This is a genomic window from Paenibacillus sp. FSL H3-0286 (genome assembly GCF_045040705.1).
Classification (GTDB): domain Bacteria; phylum Bacillota; class Bacilli; order Paenibacillales; family Paenibacillaceae; genus Paenibacillus_AQ; species Paenibacillus_AQ odorifer.
The window spans coordinates 3765550-3783327 of sequence record NZ_CP150285.1 but is presented as its reverse complement, the minus strand read 5'-3'; the positions used below and the strand labels follow the sequence as shown (position 1 = coordinate 3783327).

Genomic DNA, 17778 nt, shown 5'->3' with positions numbered 1-17778 from the left:
GGCAAGCTTCATTAATCTTTCCATGTTACCTGCCATCCATATGACTGAAGTTTAAAGTATTTATTAAACTCCGCAACTACGGACTTCGCGTTCTCTTTCGATGTGGCATGAAATATAGTTATATCGACTATATTACAGTCTGAAATTTCCTCCAAACCTTTAAGTCTTGATGCATCTACTCCAATCTGCTTTAGACTCATACAATTTTTGAGTATTGTTAAATCTCCAACCGGATAAGTGAACTGCTTTAATTTCTTCAATTCTCCTATAACCTCTATATGTGATTCATCTATTGCACAGCTATCTGTCTCAAAAACCGTTAGATTCTTTAAAGCTTTTAAGAATGATAAATGTGGTATTGTCACTTGTTTGAGCTCTAGTTTTATTAACTTACTAAGGTTTGAAATATAAAGCAGGTCGCCAACCTCCATTTCTTCTAAACTTAGTTCCTTCAAATTTTTTATAGTTCCAATTAATCCCCTATCAATTGAGTTCATTCTACATAATCTCAAACTCTTTAATTTCTTTATATCTTTCAGTGTATGTATATCTTTTAATGGAAGTCCTATTAATGTTAGCTTCCTTAACCCATCTAAAGAAACCAAGTACTTCAAATCAGACTCTTTAAAAGCTTCTGATCCTATCACAAGTTCTGCTAAAGAAGTCAACCGTTGAAGTACATCAAAATTAGTAATTTCATCCGCATGTATAATAAGTTCTTTAAGATTAACCATATGGGTTAAAATATCCAAAGATATTGCTCCGTATTTTTGAGCTTGATCAGCTCTAATAAATACCATTCTCTTTTTTTTCAATGTTTTTGAAGATACAAAACCACTTTCAACATCGTCTTTAAAATACTCTTCCCAAAATCCGCTTACAGGGATAAGGCTGTTCTCTTCGATATTCAAATTAGTCAGAGCCAAAATATCATCTAACAAACTTCCACTTTCACGGGATAATATGATTACATCTTCTTCTTCACGAATACCAATACTACTATTTCTGAGACTCGAATCGATAAATTCAAAGAAATGTCCCAAACTTTCTGCAATAACATAGGAAAAATGAGAATTATGATCTATCGTAATAATTTGCCCATAAACGCCCTTTTCTCCGGGGTCTAAATCTATTGCCAAAAATGAGCCACCACCATCTTCAGCAAAAGGAATCCAGCCTTCTCTGTAGTTCCCATCTTTTATTACATCTGATTTGCTGGATATAATATCGTACGCTGATTCCAAAAGGGACTTCCAGTTGCTTACTATCGATTCAATGTTCATCCAACCAAGACCAGCCATTATGCCAAAAATCTGCTCTCCTTCTCCATTAAAATTCATGTATAGCTTTCTGAAATCTTCTGGAAATTTGCAGTTCATCATGCTCTCGAAAAGATTTATTTCTGATTCCTCAACTGCTGGATTCAGTAATTCCTCTACATTTGGTATATGCGATTTTAATGTCTCTATAAGTAAACACTCTTCTTTTTTATTAGCTAATGACATATAGTGGCCCCCATTCTACAGAGTCATAATAGTTTCAGTAAACATTCTTGGTTGATCATCAATCATTTTGTTATGATTCATCTTCAACAGTTCTATCAATAATTAATTCTATCTTAAATATGGAGCATCTATCTCCCGATTTAGCAATATCGTATCATGAATTTGTAAATATTGTTGTATTAAGTCATATGAAAAAAACTAAGAGTCATCTTAGGGGTTAATTTTATCTCTATATAAACTTCATTCACAACTAATTTTCACCCTATTTAATGGTACGGTTCAGCGTAACATCTATAGAACGCAGACACCTACACAAACACCTGCACCATTGTCTCCACAAGCCGCGTTGGATACGATTAATGCTTACTACGTTCAGCAAGCTGGCGATGCGCCTGACCACTCAATATTTGACACTACTGGAGTAACAGATGTTACTCCGTCGAACTTAACCTATGTTGATTATGCATTGAGCGTGGACGAGACATCTCCATGGACAGTACTTGAAATTCAAGAGATTGTTAATGAAGTTCATTCAGGACTCGTATTGACAGCGATCGGCACGGGGCTTTCCCATGCCGTTTTGAATTCCATTTTTATTCCCGTTCTTACCTTTGAGCTTAACTTAATGACCTTGCCTGTTTGGGTGTCCTTATTGTTTTTCTAAGTTTTGCTTGCTAAGCGACTCTATTCAGCATCATTCTGCTCTTCCAGCCATCTCAAAATCGCTTGGTTTGTTTCTTCCGGCTTTTCTTGCTGGATCCAATGACCGCAATCCAGATTGACCACTTCTGCATTAGGCACGAACTTTGTCAGGTTTTCAGACCTCTGGACCGTATCCCGGTCACCATAGATCATGAGGGTCGGCTGTACCATGAAAATGAAGGGGGTTGCGATTTTGGATGAGCTGTTTCATCCCTTCTTCATTTAGCGATTTGATTTATGCCTCGCATTTAAAACGTTCTGACTTTGATGAGAATTAAACCCTAATTGATTGAGAAATACAGTAGCTCCTCTCTCCTATAGATCAGGGAAACAATAGACCCAGATTTATGCAGTACCAAAAATCCTTTTAACCATTCTTTTGTTATTTATATTTCCTTATTCTGTAATATATTTTTTGCAATGTTGAAATTTTAGCCCTTCTTCAGATGAAGCGATCAATATTCCAAGCCTTCTTAATCGTGTTTCTTCTTTCTTGGCGCTCATTACCCACCAGATTGAATCTCTTTTATAGGATGGTGATAAATTAGTGAAGAATAGCCAGGCTGTTTGATTTGCCTTGATTTGTTCTTCATATTCTTTGGCAAGTTCCACGTTTCTTTGTTCAGAGGAATAGCCTTGTGCATCGGTTCTGTTGTTAAAGACGTGCATTCCTTCTGGTCTCATCTTTCCAAACTGTATTAGTGCTTTTACCTTCTTTACGTTCACAGCACTCCATACACTATTTACTTTGCGCGGAGTAAAGCGAATCTTATAGCTTTGTTTATCAATGGTTTTTCGTATACCGTCAATCCACCCAAAACAAAGAGCGGCATCTACTGATGCAGACCAAGTAAGGCTTGCACGACCTGTACTTATCCCAAAATAGCCCACCCAAATTTCACTAGCTTCAGCATGATGTTCTTCTAACCAATCGTTAAACTCTTCTTGGTTGTTGAAAAAAACTACATCTCCCATTGTTCCAGCCATTTTAAAATCGCTTGGTTTGTTTCTTCCGGCTTTTCTTCCTGGATCCAATGACCGCAATCCAGATTGACCACTTCCACATTGGGCACGAACTTTGTCAGGTTTTCAGACTTCGCAACCACATCCCGGTCGCCGTAGATCATGAGGGTCGGCTGCTGGATGATTGGGTTCACTTTCGCCAATAAGCGCCAGTTGCGGTCAAGGTTCCTGTACCAATTTATGCTGCCCGTGAACCCTGATGTTTCAAAAGCGGAGACGTAAACGGCCAGCTCGCTTTCGCTCAATACGGGCTCACCGAGCGGTGTTTCTGCTCTGGCGAGATTGATCAACGCCATACCTGGCTCAGGTGCTCTGAGAGGCTCGCTCTTCCGGTACAGGTTGCGAAGGAACCTGTATGTATTGTCTTCGAATACGGCGTCCGCGACGCCTGGCTGTCGATTGAAGTGGACGAAATAGAAATCGCCGCCAAGTATTTCTTCCATGAACTCGATCCAGGGTTTTTCTCCGCGCTCTTGGTAAGGCAAGCTCAGATTTATCACTTTATTGACGCGGTTTGGATGCAACAAGGTCAGTCCCCAAACGACGAATGCACCCCAGTCATGACCGACAAAGGTAGCGTCCTCGTATCCATAGTGATCGAGAAGCGCGATGAGATCACCCGACAAGTGTTCAATGTCATAGTCTGTTACTTCGGTCGGACGGGATGAGTTGCCGTAACCCCGCTGGTTGGGGACGATGGCATGGTAGCCCGCTGCGGCAAGTGCGTCCATCTGATGGCGCCAAGAAAAGGCATGCTCTGGCCAGCCGTGGCAGAGTACAATAGGTTTTCCTGCGTTTTCTCGGCCTGCTTCAAACACTTCGAGTTCCACACCGTTGGCTGAAATAAGGGTGGGCTTGGGAAAATCGGTTGGATTAAACATTGAATTAAAACCTCCTTCTTGTGATACTTGTAGTATAATGAATAAAAGGTGACATCTAGATGTCACCTTTCTGAAATCATGTAAAAAAAGAGGGCAATTATGGACAAAGTGGAGAGACTCATTTCGATTATCATGATATTGCTGAAAAAAGAGGTTGTTTCTACAACGGAATTCTCACAACTATTCAATGTCTCCAAAAGAACGATCCTTCGCGATATGGAAACATTGAGCTTATCGAACATCCCGATCTACTCTGTCAATGGGGTCAAAGGGGGCTACGGCATAATGGATGAATACAAGGTTGATAAACGCCTTTTAAGCAGCTCCGATTTACAGAATATATTAACTGCGCTCGGCGGATTGGAACAAATCCTCCGTACTGAAGAAGTTGAAAGAACGATAAAAAAAATAGAGGCAATGGTTAGTCCATTGTCTCTAAATCGTTCCATTCAACTGTCGTTTTATGATTGGGAAGGTCGGTCCGAGATTCTTGAAACCTTAAAGACATATCAAGAATCCATTTCAAAAAAGAGGCTGGTTTCGTTTGATTATACAGATAAGGACGGGGCTGTAACGAATAGAATGGTCGAGCCCTATGAGCTGCATTTTAGCGAATCGAGTTGGTACTTGAAAGGATTCTGTTTACATCGACAGGGATATCGAACTTTCAAGTTATCTCGGATCGATCATATTACTATGGATGAACGCGCGTTTCATCCTAGAGACGATTGGTCAGAGCAAGTACACGAAGCAAATTATCTACCTGAATTCGTCACGATTAAGGCCTGGATATCGCCTAGCATAAAAGATCAAATCATCGAAAGGTATGGTCGAAGAAGTATTGAAGACCATAATTCTGGATTTTTATTAGCAACCATTTATGTCCCACAAAATCGTATGGGATTTCAACTTTTAGCAAGCTTCGGCACTCATCTAAAAGTTGTAGAGCCCAAAACCTATGTTGAAGACTTTCGAAATTATTTATATCAAATGATGGAGAACTATTCCTGATATATTTAGCATTAAAGCTTCAACCTTCAACTCAACTTTTCACCCTATTTATGGTACGGTTCAGCCCGATTTGTCTTCACCGTGTGATACATCTGTTCCAAGATTTCAGCCACGTTTAGATTCTATTGTGATTGTGCGCCTGAGTCTGAACCAGCTGATCTTCTCAACTGCTGTGTTGCGGTCCCCATCTGCAGTTTCCGGGCAATCTGCTTGTTGCGCATTCCTCTGATACCTTCAATAGTCCTCCTTGCTTCATTTAGAGTTATATATACTGGTTCTCTCAAATTAATCACGTAATCTAGTGCTCCGAATAATAAAAAAAGCCCGCAAGCTAGTTACCTGCGGCTGTGAATTTAGGATATGTTGTTATTTATTATTATCTCTCCCCTCTGCAACAAGCCTTAGCCCACTTTCATGGAGTTAGTTGCTTGTGGAAGCTACACCAAAGGCTATACGCGTTGAATCGTGGCTATCATGACACCGGCAAATCCAATGCCTAACTGCACCAGTATTTCCGTGCGCCTAGGAGGACACGCTATGCGATTTTCAAGTGGCAATCGCCTCCTTCTGTTCCTTAGCTTTTGGGAATCCTTGATCCACACCTTGTTCTCTACGATTATCACGCAAGAGCTCGTACGTCACATACACCGGTCGCCCTGTTCGTGGTTCCAGCATAATCTCGGCATCAATGGCAAATACCTCACGCAGCGTCCGTACCGTCATTACACGCTCTGGCGAACCATGCTCCACCACCTGACCCTCACGAATCGCCACCATATAGTCGGAGAAGCGTGCTGCCAGATTCAGGTCATGCAGCACCATCACAATCGTCACCTGTTGACTGCGATTTAGTTCATAGAGCAGTTCCAGCACTTCAAGCTGATGCGCCAGGTCCAGATAGGTTGTGGGTTCATCCAGCAGGATCAGATCGGTTTGCTGGGCGAGCGCCATCGCAATCCATACGCGCTGACGCTGACCGCCAGATAGCGTATCGACCTCACGATGCTCAAACGCTGTAAGCTGTGTAACCGATAGAGCCCAGGCTACTACTTGCTTATCCTCTTTGGAGAGCTTGCCGAAGCCCCGTTGATGTGGAAAACGCCCATAGGCGATTAATTGACCGACCGTCAAACCGCTCGGTGCGGTCGGCGTCTGCGGCAGAATCGCCATCTGCTTGGCCACTTCCTTGGTGGACAGCGTACGGATATCGGCGCCATTCAGATAAACCGTACCATTATTCGTCTTGAGCAACCGACCGACTGCCTTTAGTACGGTTGATTTGCCGCATCCATTGGGACCAATAATCGAGGTAATCTGTCCACGCGGAATCTGCAAGTTCAGTTCTTTTACGATAAGCGTGTCATTATAGGCAATATCGATTTGTTGCGCTGTAATACTTTCCATGACGTCCTCCTAATTGGCCTTCGATAGTAAATAAAGAAAGTACGGAACACTGATGACCGTAATGACGATTCCCGTCGGCACATCTCCCCCCAAGCTAACCGTGCGCGTAATCGTGTCAGCCAGCACCACGACTAATCCTCCGGTCAGGCTGGCAGCCGGAACGAGCAATTTATGATCGGGCCCGACCAGTTTTCTTGCCACATGCGGAGCGATCAAGCCAACGAAAAAGAAGCTTCCGCCCACGGCCACACTGCCAGAGGATAAAGCAACCGCAGCGACCGACAACCCCAAAAACTGCCGCTTCACGGCAAGACCCAGCCCTTCTGCCGTCTGATTGCCCAGATGGAGGGTGTTGAGTATGCGAGACTTGTAGAAAATATAGCCGAGTAAAATCAAGACCCATGGTGCCAGTACGGAAATATAACGCCAATCAGCGCCCCATAAGCTTCCCGCCAGCCAATGCAGCATGAAATCCATCTGCGAATCATTCAGCTTGAGAGTCAGGAAGGTGGTCAGCGCTTCATACCCGCTTCCGAGTGCGACCCCGGTTAAGATCAAACCGATTGGCGAAATATCTCGCCCACGGCGATACGATAATAAGAAGATCAATCCCGCCGCCAATAATCCGCCAACAAAGGCCAGTAGTGGTAGGGCAATAAAGGAGCCCTTTCCTGTCGATGCGATGAATACGACGAAGAACAGGACAAACAAACCCGATCCCGAACTAATCCCCAGCGTCCCTGGACTAGCCATGTCATTACGCAGCAAACTCTGCATCACGACCCCAGCCGCTCCCATTCCCAGACCTACCAAGATCGACAGTGTGATTCGTGGCAGGCGAAAATCGAACACGATCAGATTTTGCTTATCTGTACCGTTTCCGAGGAGAACATTCAGCACTTCTAGCGGTGAAAGATTCATTTTGCCAGAATTCATGCTAATGACAGCAAAAATAAGGATGAGCACCATAAGCACTATATTGACGATAATGCCCCTTTGCACCGTATAACGCTGCTTGATCATTCAGATTCCCTCCTTTGCTTGCGAGCCAGGAAGAGAAAGTACGGCACACCAATGATAGAAAATATAATACCAATCGGTGTTTCGAACGGCTTATTGATCAAGCGGCCAGCCAGATCGGCCGACACGGTCAGCAACGCACCATATAGTGCAACTGCCGGAATAATGTAACGATAGTCGACACCGACCATGTATCGCACAATATGTGGGGTAATCAGACCAACAAACCCGATCGGACCAACTAAGACAACAGCTAATCCAGTCAGCACGAGCACGATAATCGTCGATAAACCTTTGACCAGTCCGCTACGAATACCGAGTCCACTTGCCACATCATCCCCCAAACTGAGCAGTGTAACAGAAGGAGATAGCGCCAGCGCCAGCAGTACACCACCAACAAATAGCGGTGAGATGATCAGCAATTCCCCCCACTTGACCCCCGCTGTACTGCCTGCCGTCCAGAATGCTAATGCTCGACCCAGATTATAATTGATCGCTAAATACTGACTGAGTGCGCCAAATAGCATAGAGATGGACAGTCCTGCCAGTACCAGCCGCTGAGGCGTCATCCCGCGCTTGCCCAGTGACGCGATGAAGTAAGTGATCCCGGTCGCGAGTGCTGCTCCCAGACAAGCAAACAGCATCATATGCCCATACGAATAACCCGGCAGAAAGGCCAGGCAAAGAGCAATCGCGAATGCTGCACCAGAGCTGATGCCCATCAGCCCGGAGTCAGCCAGCGGATTTCGCGTCGTTCCCTGCATAATAGCCCCACATACCGCAAGGCTGCATCCGACGATCAGATCGGCTACGGTACGCGGAAGACGTAGGGTTTGTATAATTTGATGCTCAGTGAGCGTTGGATCAAATCGGAAAATAGCCTCCCATGCAGTCGCTAACCTCATGTCGGCGGCGCCGAAGCTAATCGACGCCGCCGACATGAGAACCGTTAATCCAAGCCCTACCACCATGTACATGGTGAAATTCACCGCCCCACGGCGTTTTTGTTCAGGCTTGTTTTTCATTACGCTTTCCTTTCCTTACCTACTGATAGTCATATTTACAAATTGGAGTACTTCTTTTTACCTCGTCAAAATCCTTATCTAGCCATAGCCAGCAATTGATTTACAATATGATCAATCAATGCACTGGAAGTCATTATATCCGTGGACCAAGATAGCGATGTACCCACCGATATGATCCGATTATGTTGCACAGCAGGTAGCGATTTCCAGACCGCATTATCAGTAGGGACTTCCGTATCTCCTATAGCGATTAGATAATCCCCTATGTAAGCAGCCAAGACCTCCATAGAGATATCTCCCCAATATTTATCTGTGTCAATAATATCAGTTTGAACTTTTGAAGGTGCCTTCATTTTAAGTCCATTATAAACAAGCTCGCCAACCGCATGCTTGGCTCCAGCGATGTAGTTACTTTTATCACTGAATTCCCCCATAGTAATCGTCACGTCTGAAAGACCTGCATTCTGAAGGGCTAGCTTCGCTTCTTCTATTTTTCCGGCATAAGCACTCAGAACAGCCTTAGCCTCTTCCTGCTTGTTCAAAACATCACCAATAAAATGTATCCGCTCTTCTGTAGTCATATCACCATAAGGGACATAAATTGTCGGGGCAATTTTGGATAAATCTTCATAATTTTCATCGCCCCATGCTAAAATGATCAGATCAGGCTCAAGAGTCATGACATCTTCCGGCTCCATAGCTATTTTAATAGAGTCTGTAATCTGGTTAGCAAAAACAGCCTCTTTCCCGTCCCTTGCCGCTCTCGCCACCCCTAAAGGAGTTACACCTAGGGCCACCACATCACCAACCAAATAATCGACTACAACACGCTGAGGGTTGTTCGGTACCTTAACGTCACCCTTTACTGTGGAAATCGTTCTCGTCTGCGAGACTGCTTCTGAAGCTTCCGGTTGTGTCGTCTGTTGTGTCTGCGCAGGGTTTGAATTCACCGTTCCCCCGTTATTCGATGGCGTTCCCGACGCACATGCCGACAATAACAGCATCAAGCTCATCGTCGCCGCCAAGATCATTTCTTTACTTCTTACTTTTCCAAACATGGTTGATTCCCCTTCTCTATAAGACTGGACTAGACCCGCTAGTTCCCTCTCATAGTAAAGAAAATGAGAATCATTATCAATACCATCAACCTGCATAGATAGTGCGTTTATTTTCCGATAATCACTTGGCGTCATCTTGTAATACTTCTTAAACATCCGAAACAAATTTTTCTCATCTGCAAAACCAGATCCTGTTGCGATCTCTTTAATGGTTGCTTCTGTATGTTTCAAGTCATGGCAGGCAGCTTCAATCCTTCTCTGAATGAGGTACTCCTGTAAGCTCATGCCTTCCTTTTTTTTGAACAGCCGCGTCAATTGCCCGCCACTGATCCCAAACATATCAGCAATTTCTTGGAACATAATCGGCTGCATGTAATGTTTATCGAGATATATCTTGGCAGAACAGGCTGGATCTGGCTGGAGATACCGAATTTCACCACTCTCAAAATCTCTGTACACCCCATGTATCAATTGATATAGAAAACTTTTGGCCTGCAGCTGATCCATCGCTTTGCCGCGGTTCCAGCCATTCATCATCTGTTGAAACCAATCGAGTAGCAAGATAGGATTACTTGGTGTATAACCATACTGTTGAACAAATGGATTTACTTCCTCCAGTAATTGCTGCAGGTGCCTCTTGAAAAAAAGAGGTAATTCTGCTTTATAAAATACCATAAAGGTCTTCACATTCTCCCCTTTAGGCGAAATACTGAGCAGGCTCCCCTTCCCTCCGTGAACTAAACCAAAGCGTTCCATTCCAAATGTGGTTTCATTCAGTTGAATTTGTGCTTCTCCTCCACATGCATAGATAAACATGCTACTAGGCATTTTATACTGCTCCAACGGGTATTGGGACGCTACATTCTGAAAACGTACATCTATTAATGTAATGATCGAACGTGTCCAAATGTGGGCCATCGTATCGATCATCTCTGGTGTAAATACCTGGCTTGCTGCTGCTTCGTCTTGCATCTATCTGCGCTCCCTCATCTCACCTTTTGCAATTTATATATCACCTATCAATTGATATTGATTATCAATATCATAATTCATGAGGTAAGTATATCATCATTAAGTGACATTGGGGACAAGTTCTTGCCCTGAGCAAAAGACAAGCACTTGTACCGATAAAAAAAACCGCGCACAGCGCGGCTTCCAGTGAGACTTTGTTCTTGTCCTCTGAGCGAAGAATCGTTTCTATACTCTCAGTAGAAGATATTATTTACAGCTAAATATTCCGAAGCAGTGAAGGATCAAGTTCCGCTCTCCCTAAGTAGCCGCTGCAGATAACGGGACGGTTAATGATTTCATACATTTTTTTAAGATCCGAAATGTACTCTTGGCTCCAAGTTTCAAAAGAATCGAATTCCGCCTTAGAAATTTGATGGTACTCCGGGGAGTCGGTTACCCCCGTAAGGACCTCATATGCATAAATATTATCGCCAAACTTTCCTACTGATTGGTATCTTCCTGTTTTCAGGCAGATATAATCGGTATATTTCACGGTCATCCCTCATCCTGTCATTGATTTCCTCAAGTCCATTAATTTAAATCTTGTATAAATCTAACTCCGCAGCAACTCGTCCCGCGCTTCCGTCAGTGCGAACCCCAGCAGATTTCTGCCCCGCCATTTCATGGGATTCTCCGCATCCGGATTGGACTGGCCCATGCCGATCCCCCAAATACGGTCTCGCGGGCTAGCCTCGACGAGGATGCGGTTCTTCGTCGAGTTAAGATAATCGTTAAGCTGAGGATTCTGCGAAAATTTGGCCAAGCTGGCTCTTTTGACGATGCTGTAACATTCCTTATCCCAAATATCTTTGTCAAAGTTTTGGACCGCACGTCCAAAAGCCTTCATCTCCTTTGGATGCTTAGCTTTAAGGATGGACTCCAGCATTTCGTCATCGCCGAACAACCTTGCCTTCTCGGCCATCATAAACTGCTCGGCGCATGAGTACTGCGTTCCCTCTACCGTGAACGGGCACAGCCACCATTGGCTGAAGCAGCTTTTATCAACGCTCCCGTCCTTAGGCGGTGTATGTCCCCAAAAAAACACGAATTTGAACTTTTTTCCCTCGTTATATGCTTTTCTTAACTCATCGATATTGTAAATCATCGTTAACCCTCCAAATTTCTTCGATATAAGCGGGATGGTCTATGCCCCGCATTTTCGGTATAATGATCGGTCTCCACTACAAGATCGGCTACTTTACGCCGGAAGGCCGCCTTCAACAGCTCTTTATCCATAATTACCTCATAAACCTGCTGCAGTTCCGTCAAGGTAAAAAGCTTCGGCATCAAGTGCAGTGCAATATCGGTGTAATTCACTTTTCCCCGTAACCGATCAATAGCGCATGCTATGATCTTCGCATGGTCGAAGGCCAATCCGTCATTCGATACGATCTCATAATCCGTGCCAGTCGATGTAGTCTTCGCTGTCATAGTCCTCGCCACGACCGCCGAAAGTTCTTCTTCTTCACTGCTTAGTTTGAGTTCGTACTCCAGCGTCTTGATGTATCCGTCCACAATCAGTTCTTTTTGCTCCCGCAGCGGCCGATAGGATACCTTGAACCAGGCGGCGTCTGCTGCATCATCACCTGCCTTAAGCTCCAACTTGTCGCTATTGATCAGAGCCATATAGCTGCAGCTTATTACCCAGGTTCGTGGGTCGCGCCCGATATCACTGAACGTATACAACTGCTCCAGATAAACGTCTTCTACGCCAGTTTCCTCGCATAGTTCCCTTACTGCTGCCTGCTCAGTCGTCTCATTCGGCCGGACAAAACCGCCAGGCAGCGCCCATTTGCCCAGGAAGGGGTGAGCCCCCCGGCGAATTAGTAGGACGCGTAGCTCTTTTTCCGGTAGTTTGCGATAACTGTCAGCCTCGTCTTCGGTCACAGTGAAGATAACCATATCCGTTGTCACTGAAGGACGCTCGTAATCGCCTGCCTTGTATTGCTTCAAAAATTCAGATTCCGTAAGTCCATCCTTATCCAACAAATCCAAGTGGGTATGCCTCCTTTATATTTGATTTAACCGTTCAGCTCTCCGAAATAGTTCCCGTAGGGCTCGAACTTTGCCAACACTTCATCTACCTTGCGTATACGTTCCTCCAGGCTCCCCCGCAGCGTAATATAGGGGATCCGCCGCTCCTTCAAATCCGCGATAATCTGTTTATGAAAGACATGCCGCTTCTGATCCCCGCTGCGGTCCCACGTATCGTCGTAAGGAATATCGTCAGCGCATAAGAAGAACAGATCATAACGTTGCGCGTTCTCCAGAGCGATCCGGGTTAACAGCTCGGGGGCTCGGCCGTGGTAATCCAGGGCGAACATATACGTCGTGATCGCATTGGTATCGACGAACAGAACCCGGTTCGCCGCAAGCATTGCCTGTTCTTCGCGCTCGATATGACCCACCGCGATTTCATCGAACGCTTCCAAGCCGATTCGGCGGTCCACCTGATGTTCGGTCCAATAATCGCGTCCGTATTCGCTTGCGAACGTTGTGCAATATCGCTGTGCCAGTGCTTCGGTGATCGTCGACTTACCCGTTGACATCGCTCCAACGAATACCAATTTCGTGATCAAATCCCGGTACACGATATCACTTACGAACTCCCTGTACTGATATGGATTGGAACGGACCATCGTCGCTGAGATCGGGACCCGCTCTCGAGCTTCATCCACCCGCCGGTCTATTGCACCCAAAGCGAGACTCATATGTTTGCCGTAGAATTCGCTCGAGTAAAAATGCGATACTTGCTCTCCGTTCAGCAAACCGAGTATATACTGTTCTTCCCGAACCTCATGCTCCCTGTCATCCGAATATCCATCCGGACCATCCCAAGCTTCGATTACCCGGACTTCCGGATAGAGCCTGCGAATCCAATTTGCCCGGACATGAAGCGGGATCGGAGTGACTGTCGTTTCGTAAATGACTAGGATCAATTCATCGACCTCTTGTAGCGCCGTTTCAATCATGAACTGATGGCCTTTATGCAGCGGGGCAAACTTCCCCAGTGTTAGTCCAAGCGTGTTCATGCCGCCACCTCCTTCGCCCCTTTATTCCAAATATAGTACCCGTAAACTGCGTTGACCAGATACGCGCTCCACATCACGATCATCAGTAGGCCTTCCCCGCTGCCCTCCAGCATGCGAATCGCCCACAGCAGCACCGTAAAGAGATTTAGCATGATATAGACCAGCCATTGTTCCTTGAATCTTCTAACCATTAAGAAGGTCGCCACAACAGACAGCACCGTTGTAGTGGCATCAATGTAAGGCGAATTCTGTCCCGGAATGAACGAAAGCCCAAATCCGAGCACTAAACAGCCGATTACACAGACCATCCCAACGAGGAGCAGTCTTCTAAGATCCATCTGCCGCATGGTCAGTCTACCGTCTTTTTGGCGATTATTTTTCCACATGTAGAAGCCAATGACATTCATTGGAACAAAGAATAGCAGATTCAGCATAACCTCTCCAAACAAACCGTTAATATAGGCCAAATAAGCATAACCGATGGTATTGTACATGCCGAAAACATAGCTCATCAGGTTGCCCTTCGCTGCAAGCACCACGCATAACACCCCAGTAATAAATACCGTGAATCCGAATAAAGAGTCCTTTGTAATCACTGTAAACCCGACAGCGATTGAGGTAAATAGTATCAACCACGTAATTTCGAACAGATTCCAGTTAGCCGCCACCTTTTTCATCTTGCATCCCTCCGCTTTTTCCACTCATTCATAGAGCGAAAAAAATTAGTTGTACTTAGTATCGTTTTGTTAATAACATATTGTTACTATCAAAAATAACAGAAAATTCTGCGAAGGGCAAGCAAATTCTTCCTATTTCCACAGGCAGTTACTTATTTAAGGCTTCTCAACAGAACTAACTTTAAATTTGTAAAAATAAAAAGAAACCCCTATTAAAAGGGATTTCCTCTAATCTTGTTCAACTAACGTACCAATAGGTGGACTGTTTTTTAAGGTTTACTATTCCGTCTTTATACTCGAATAAATAATCACCCTCTTTTTCTAAGAGAACAGGTAAATATTGAGCTACCATTTCAGTAAACACGAAATCATCCCCACAATTAAATTGTGCACTTCATTACATAAACCCGTCTTCGGGTTCACCAACATCAAATCCTAATACTTTTGTCGCTTCCAATTTAAATCTCTCTATCCAAGAACTCCAATCACTATTACTCATCTGTGCATAAAATGATAAACCACTTGGCTCCACTGAAGCCACAATAAAAACATCATCATCTTCCTGCCCGAACCAATAGGGAATTCCATTTTTATATATCGTCATCAACTTATAAGAGTCAGTAGCTCCGATAGAATAACTCTAAGCTCAAGTTCCGTCTGCTCTGACTTCACGGATTTTTCCAGCTTTGCACGGCTTCCGAATATCCGGTATAGAACCTGCTCCCGTTCATATATTTCTTTAGGCGACAGCTCTTGAAGCAGCGCTTCTGCAAGCTCGACCCGATCGATCACGAAGTTTTTGACAGATCTTGCTTCCTCATTTCCTGCTAGCAGAATGTCGACTAGAACTGGCATAAGCTCAGCCTCCACACCGTGCGTATCAATAAAGGTCTCCGCATAACCATCCTGTATCATTTGGTGCTCCGAATCTACCATCTCCATATAACGAGAGACGAGTGAGAAATATTCCTTGCTATATAATCCTAATCCGAGTACAGCATAGGTACCAGGCATGACCGACTTTTCACCCGGTTCCGTGTCCTTGTACCACGCATAGGGCTCCATAGCGATATCCGCATACGCAGCCAGCTTAGGAAAAAGAGACGGATAGGCTAGTGCACCCGCAAAAAACTGATGAAGACCTGATTTAGCCATTTTTTTTAGAGGAAGATAGTTCTTTTGTTTGCTTTTCAGCTTCAGGTTATATTCCTTCGGGAATCCCTGCTGCAGCAATTCGGTAATGTGATCCAATGCTTCTCCATAAGCTGGTTCCTCCTCGTTCAAAATCCGGACTTCAATGCTCTGTGTTACATCATTATTATCAACTTCAACACGGGTCCCTTTATATACTGGAGTGAATTTCCCGCTTCCCCCCAGGATATACTCCGCTGCGTGTTTTGAACCAAGCTGGACAGCTAGTTTCAAATATTGTTCCCGGATGTCCGGTTTCGTTTTTCCAATTTGCAGAGCGGCATATACAAAAAAGGAAAGTTGATCTGCATTCGGATCCATAAGCGCCATATCCTCTTTAGGTATCCAATCCATTCTAAAGCTGCCTGTACGCACAAAATAGCGTGGAAGAAAAATATTTTGAATCCAATTATCCATAGCCAAAGTATACTGGCCAGTCCATTCGTCTAAGCGTCGCCTATTACTTCTGAGCTTGTCGGATAAATGCTCAATTAATGGGCCAACCGCATTTTCTTCTTGCTTCATAAGATCAGGGTTCATCAAGTGATGAGAAAAGAAAAACTGGTCATCAACACTCGGCAATACGGGAAGATCAGACATGATTTTGGATGTTATAAACTTCTGTAATGATTTGCGGAGTTCGTTCAGCTTCTCTTCGTTAACCAGATGCACGCAAAGTGTTAAGTCTTCGTCCTCCATTTCAAAGGAAAGTACGATCTGGAATCGGTAATCAAAAAAACGAGGACCTAACTTCTCTGATAAAAAAAGCTCCTCCACTCTCTTGCATAATGCCGGGTAAAGTTCAGATCTAATTAATTCATCCGTGAGTTCGGCGATATAAGGACCTGCTTCGATTTCATAAGAGCTGTCCGTCCAATCGAACGGTTCTTCAACATCAATATGTATTTTTCCGTCACGCCAAGCTACCTGAAGATAATCCTTTATCCCTGCCTGGAGCGGACGATTTTCTATGAATTCATTTATTCTTATAGTCTCTTTGTTGTATATGGTTATCATCTCGCTCCACACATCGTCTAAAAACCTCTGTACTGCTGCGTTCATTCCCATTCCTCCTCATAGTTAGTGCTAATAGAACCTAGTACTCCTCATGCAGATTGAAGACGGAGCAGCAGTTGATCAACCAGATCTGTCTCTCGCAGCTGGTTGATCCAGCGCTGAGGGATATGCTCATACCCATATCGGATTCCGGCAAGTCCACCTGTGATACAGGCTGTTGTATCCGTGTCGTTGCCTAAGGCAACTGCTCGTTTGACGGCATCTTCGTAGGAAGTGCAGGTTTGGAGGATCATACACGCACTGAACAAGGAATCTACGACATAACCAGATCCTTCGCCATAGAATACTTTATCTGGCTGAATGTTCTCTTCGAGCTCCCGTTCATGCTCAGGCATCTGCTGGTAGATCGTTCGAAGCTTGCTAAGAGCAGTTCGGTAGCACAGATTGAAGTCTTGCTCTTGCAACAGTTCACGTGCAATTAACACATAGAAGGCACAACATACCTGATTACAGATATGTGCATGAGTTACAAGGCATTGAGTATGTGCATCCTGTACGAGCTGTTTATCTGTTCCTTTGTGCCACAAGGCAAGTGGTAGCACGCGCATTAGCGCCCCATTCCCTTTCCCATCAGGAACCGTATTGCCACTCTCGTAAGGAGACATTCCATGGTAATAAGTGGTCAGCGTACGACTGGTTTGTATCCCAACATCAAAAACTTGTTGGGCTACTGCCCATCTACCTTCATGATACCAGTCGACCAATTTGTCAGCAAAATCAGTTAGCTCCAGTGTACCTTTATCGATCAGACTCTCCAGCAGACATAGTGCCTGCGCACCATCATCCGACCAGGTGCCGGCTGGAACATCTCGGTAGGTGGGCTGAAAGCCCACAGGAGGAGTAAACTCAATCTGCTCCAGAGGTGGGAGCTGCTCCGCTGATCTGAATTCATAGGGGACACCAAGAGCATCTCCAATCAATAAGCCGTAAAGCCCACCCTTAATCTTATCCCACATGTTGTATTCTCCTTATCACTAGATATAATTTGGATCAAGCTGTCTACAAATATATAAGCCTACCCTATCAATATTTAAACTGTTTTGCATCATGTAAATAAAAATTGAAGAAATAAGCTTCCAATGAACAAAACGATAGTAATCTAAGCCCTTTTTGAAATCAATAATATATAACAAAAGATGAGGCTGTTTTTAAAATCAACAA

General features: G+C 44.4%; 17 protein-coding genes. 2 read left to right on the top strand and 15 right to left on the bottom strand.

Annotation, left to right across the window (positions count from 1 at the left end; translation table 11 throughout):
• Window positions 1-11: 11 nt before the first annotated feature.
• Window positions 12-1505: an SMI1/KNR4 family protein gene (locus tag MHB37_RS16945; RefSeq protein ID WP_076281776.1), complete on the bottom strand. Its 1494-nt coding sequence runs from the start codon at window positions 1503-1505 to the stop codon at window positions 12-14.
• A gap of 346 nt (window positions 1506-1851) precedes the next feature.
• Between MHB37_RS16945 and MHB37_RS16940 the strand changes: the two genes are divergently transcribed.
• Window positions 1852-2169: a hypothetical protein gene (locus MHB37_RS16940; RefSeq protein ID WP_076302981.1), complete on the top strand. Its 318-nt coding sequence runs from the start codon at window positions 1852-1854 to the stop codon at window positions 2167-2169.
• Between the two features lie 434 nt (window positions 2170-2603).
• Here the strand turns inward: MHB37_RS16940 and MHB37_RS16935 are convergent, their stop codons facing one another.
• Both MHB37_RS16935 and MHB37_RS16930 read right to left on the bottom strand, forming a co-directional pair.
• Complete coding sequence (locus MHB37_RS16935; protein WP_232061375.1) at window positions 2604-3194, bottom strand: YdeI family protein; 591 nt, start codon at window positions 3192-3194, stop codon at window positions 2604-2606.
• A complete protein-coding gene (locus tag MHB37_RS16930; protein WP_340393675.1) occupies window positions 3170-4111 on the bottom strand; it encodes an alpha/beta hydrolase in 942 nt (313 codons plus the stop codon). The genes MHB37_RS16935 and MHB37_RS16930 overlap by 25 nt, the downstream gene beginning before the upstream one ends.
• Before the next feature lie 99 nt (window positions 4112-4210).
• Between MHB37_RS16930 and MHB37_RS16925 the strand changes: the two genes are divergently transcribed.
• Window positions 4211-5122 (top strand): YafY family protein, encoded by a 912-nt coding sequence (locus MHB37_RS16925; protein WP_076126589.1) that lies wholly within the window; start codon window positions 4211-4213, stop codon window positions 5120-5122.
• A 546-nt stretch (window positions 5123-5668) separates the two neighbouring features.
• Here MHB37_RS16925 and MHB37_RS16920 read toward each other — a convergent pair.
• From MHB37_RS16920 to MHB37_RS16865, 12 genes are all read right to left on the bottom strand, one after another.
• Entirely contained in the window at window positions 5669-6526 is an 858-nt protein-coding gene (locus tag MHB37_RS16920) for an ABC transporter ATP-binding protein (protein ID WP_076190254.1), read from the bottom strand.
• Window positions 6527-6535: 9 nt separating this feature from the next.
• On the bottom strand, window positions 6536-7549 hold the full coding sequence (locus tag MHB37_RS16915; protein WP_340393669.1) for an iron ABC transporter permease: 1014 nt from the start codon (window positions 7547-7549) through the stop codon (window positions 6536-6538).
• Complete coding sequence (locus MHB37_RS16910; RefSeq protein ID WP_076126583.1) at window positions 7546-8571, bottom strand: iron ABC transporter permease; 1026 nt, start codon at window positions 8569-8571, stop codon at window positions 7546-7548. Before MHB37_RS16910 ends, MHB37_RS16915 begins: the two co-directional genes overlap by 4 nt.
• Before the next feature lie 74 nt (window positions 8572-8645).
• The gene (locus MHB37_RS16905; protein ID WP_076126581.1) at window positions 8646-10601 is read right to left on the bottom strand and encodes an AraC family transcriptional regulator; all 1956 of its coding nucleotides are present in this window, start codon (window positions 10599-10601) and stop codon (window positions 8646-8648) included.
• 256 nt (window positions 10602-10857) lie between these two features.
• Window positions 10858-11133: a hypothetical protein gene (locus tag MHB37_RS16900; RefSeq protein ID WP_143763838.1), complete on the bottom strand. Its 276-nt coding sequence runs from the start codon at window positions 11131-11133 to the stop codon at window positions 10858-10860.
• 60 nt (window positions 11134-11193) lie between these two features.
• Window positions 11194-11745 carry an NADAR family protein gene (locus tag MHB37_RS16895; RefSeq protein ID WP_405168281.1) on the bottom strand — a complete coding sequence of 184 codons (552 nt, stop codon included), beginning with the start codon at window positions 11743-11745 and terminating at the stop codon, window positions 11194-11196.
• Between the two features lie 2 nt (window positions 11746-11747).
• Window positions 11748-12635, bottom strand: a complete 888-nt coding sequence (locus tag MHB37_RS16890; RefSeq protein ID WP_076277376.1) for an NrtR DNA-binding winged helix domain-containing protein — start codon at window positions 12633-12635, stop codon at window positions 11748-11750.
• A 26-nt stretch (window positions 12636-12661) separates the two neighbouring features.
• Window positions 12662-13672 carry an AAA family ATPase gene (locus MHB37_RS16885; protein WP_076303669.1) on the bottom strand — a complete coding sequence of 337 codons (1011 nt, stop codon included), beginning with the start codon at window positions 13670-13672 and terminating at the stop codon, window positions 12662-12664.
• Window positions 13669-14349, bottom strand: coding sequence for a nicotinamide riboside transporter PnuC (gene pnuC / locus MHB37_RS16880; RefSeq protein ID WP_405168280.1), 681 nt, complete (start codon window positions 14347-14349; stop codon window positions 13669-13671). The genes MHB37_RS16885 and pnuC overlap by 4 nt, the downstream gene beginning before the upstream one ends.
• A gap of 397 nt (window positions 14350-14746) precedes the next feature.
• Window positions 14747-14953, bottom strand: coding sequence for a hypothetical protein (locus MHB37_RS16875; protein ID WP_254848967.1), 207 nt, complete (start codon window positions 14951-14953; stop codon window positions 14747-14749).
• A complete protein-coding gene (locus tag MHB37_RS16870; RefSeq protein ID WP_405168279.1) occupies window positions 14953-16602 on the bottom strand; it encodes a DUF6138 family protein in 1650 nt (549 codons plus the stop codon). Before MHB37_RS16870 ends, MHB37_RS16875 begins: the two co-directional genes overlap by 1 nt.
• A gap of 44 nt (window positions 16603-16646) precedes the next feature.
• Window positions 16647-17573, bottom strand: coding sequence for an ADP-ribosylglycohydrolase family protein (locus MHB37_RS16865; protein ID WP_312149983.1), 927 nt, complete (start codon window positions 17571-17573; stop codon window positions 16647-16649).
• Window positions 17574-17778: the final 205 nt, after the last annotated feature.

What these genes read in the sequence shown, in the direction of transcription:
- MHB37_RS16945 (WP_076281776.1), bottom strand. Translation starts at nt 1,505, where the DNA reads ATGTCATTAGCTAATAAAAAAGAAGAGTGTTTACTTATAGAGACATTA.
- MHB37_RS16935 (WP_232061375.1), bottom strand. Translation starts at nt 3,194, where the DNA reads ATGGCTGGAACAATGGGAGATGTAGTTTTTTTCAACAACCAAGAAGAG.
- MHB37_RS16930 (WP_340393675.1), bottom strand. Translation starts at nt 4,111, where the DNA reads ATGTTTAATCCAACCGATTTTCCCAAGCCCACCCTTATTTCAGCCAAC.
- MHB37_RS16925 (WP_076126589.1), top strand. Translation starts at nt 4,211, where the DNA reads ATGGACAAAGTGGAGAGACTCATTTCGATTATCATGATATTGCTGAAA.
- MHB37_RS16920 (WP_076190254.1), bottom strand. Translation starts at nt 6,526, where the DNA reads ATGGAAAGTATTACAGCGCAACAAATCGATATTGCCTATAATGACACG.
- MHB37_RS16915 (WP_340393669.1), bottom strand. Translation starts at nt 7,549, where the DNA reads ATGATCAAGCAGCGTTATACGGTGCAAAGGGGCATTATCGTCAATATA.
- MHB37_RS16910 (WP_076126583.1), bottom strand. Translation starts at nt 8,571, where the DNA reads ATGAAAAACAAGCCTGAACAAAAACGCCGTGGGGCGGTGAATTTCACC.
- MHB37_RS16905 (WP_076126581.1), bottom strand. Translation starts at nt 10,601, where the DNA reads ATGCAAGACGAAGCAGCAGCAAGCCAGGTATTTACACCAGAGATGATC.
- MHB37_RS16895 (WP_405168281.1), bottom strand. Translation starts at nt 11,745, where the DNA reads ATGATTTACAATATCGATGAGTTAAGAAAAGCATATAACGAGGGAAAA.
- MHB37_RS16885 (WP_076303669.1), bottom strand. Translation starts at nt 13,672, where the DNA reads ATGAACACGCTTGGACTAACACTGGGGAAGTTTGCCCCGCTGCATAAA.
- pnuC (WP_405168280.1), bottom strand. Translation starts at nt 14,349, where the DNA reads ATGAAAAAGGTGGCGGCTAACTGGAATCTGTTCGAAATTACGTGGTTG.
- MHB37_RS16875 (WP_254848967.1), bottom strand. Translation starts at nt 14,953, where the DNA reads ATGACGATATATAAAAATGGAATTCCCTATTGGTTCGGGCAGGAAGAT.
- MHB37_RS16870 (WP_405168279.1), bottom strand. Translation starts at nt 16,602, where the DNA reads ATGAACGCAGCAGTACAGAGGTTTTTAGACGATGTGTGGAGCGAGATG.
- MHB37_RS16865 (WP_312149983.1), bottom strand. Translation starts at nt 17,573, where the DNA reads ATGTGGGATAAGATTAAGGGTGGGCTTTACGGCTTATTGATTGGAGAT.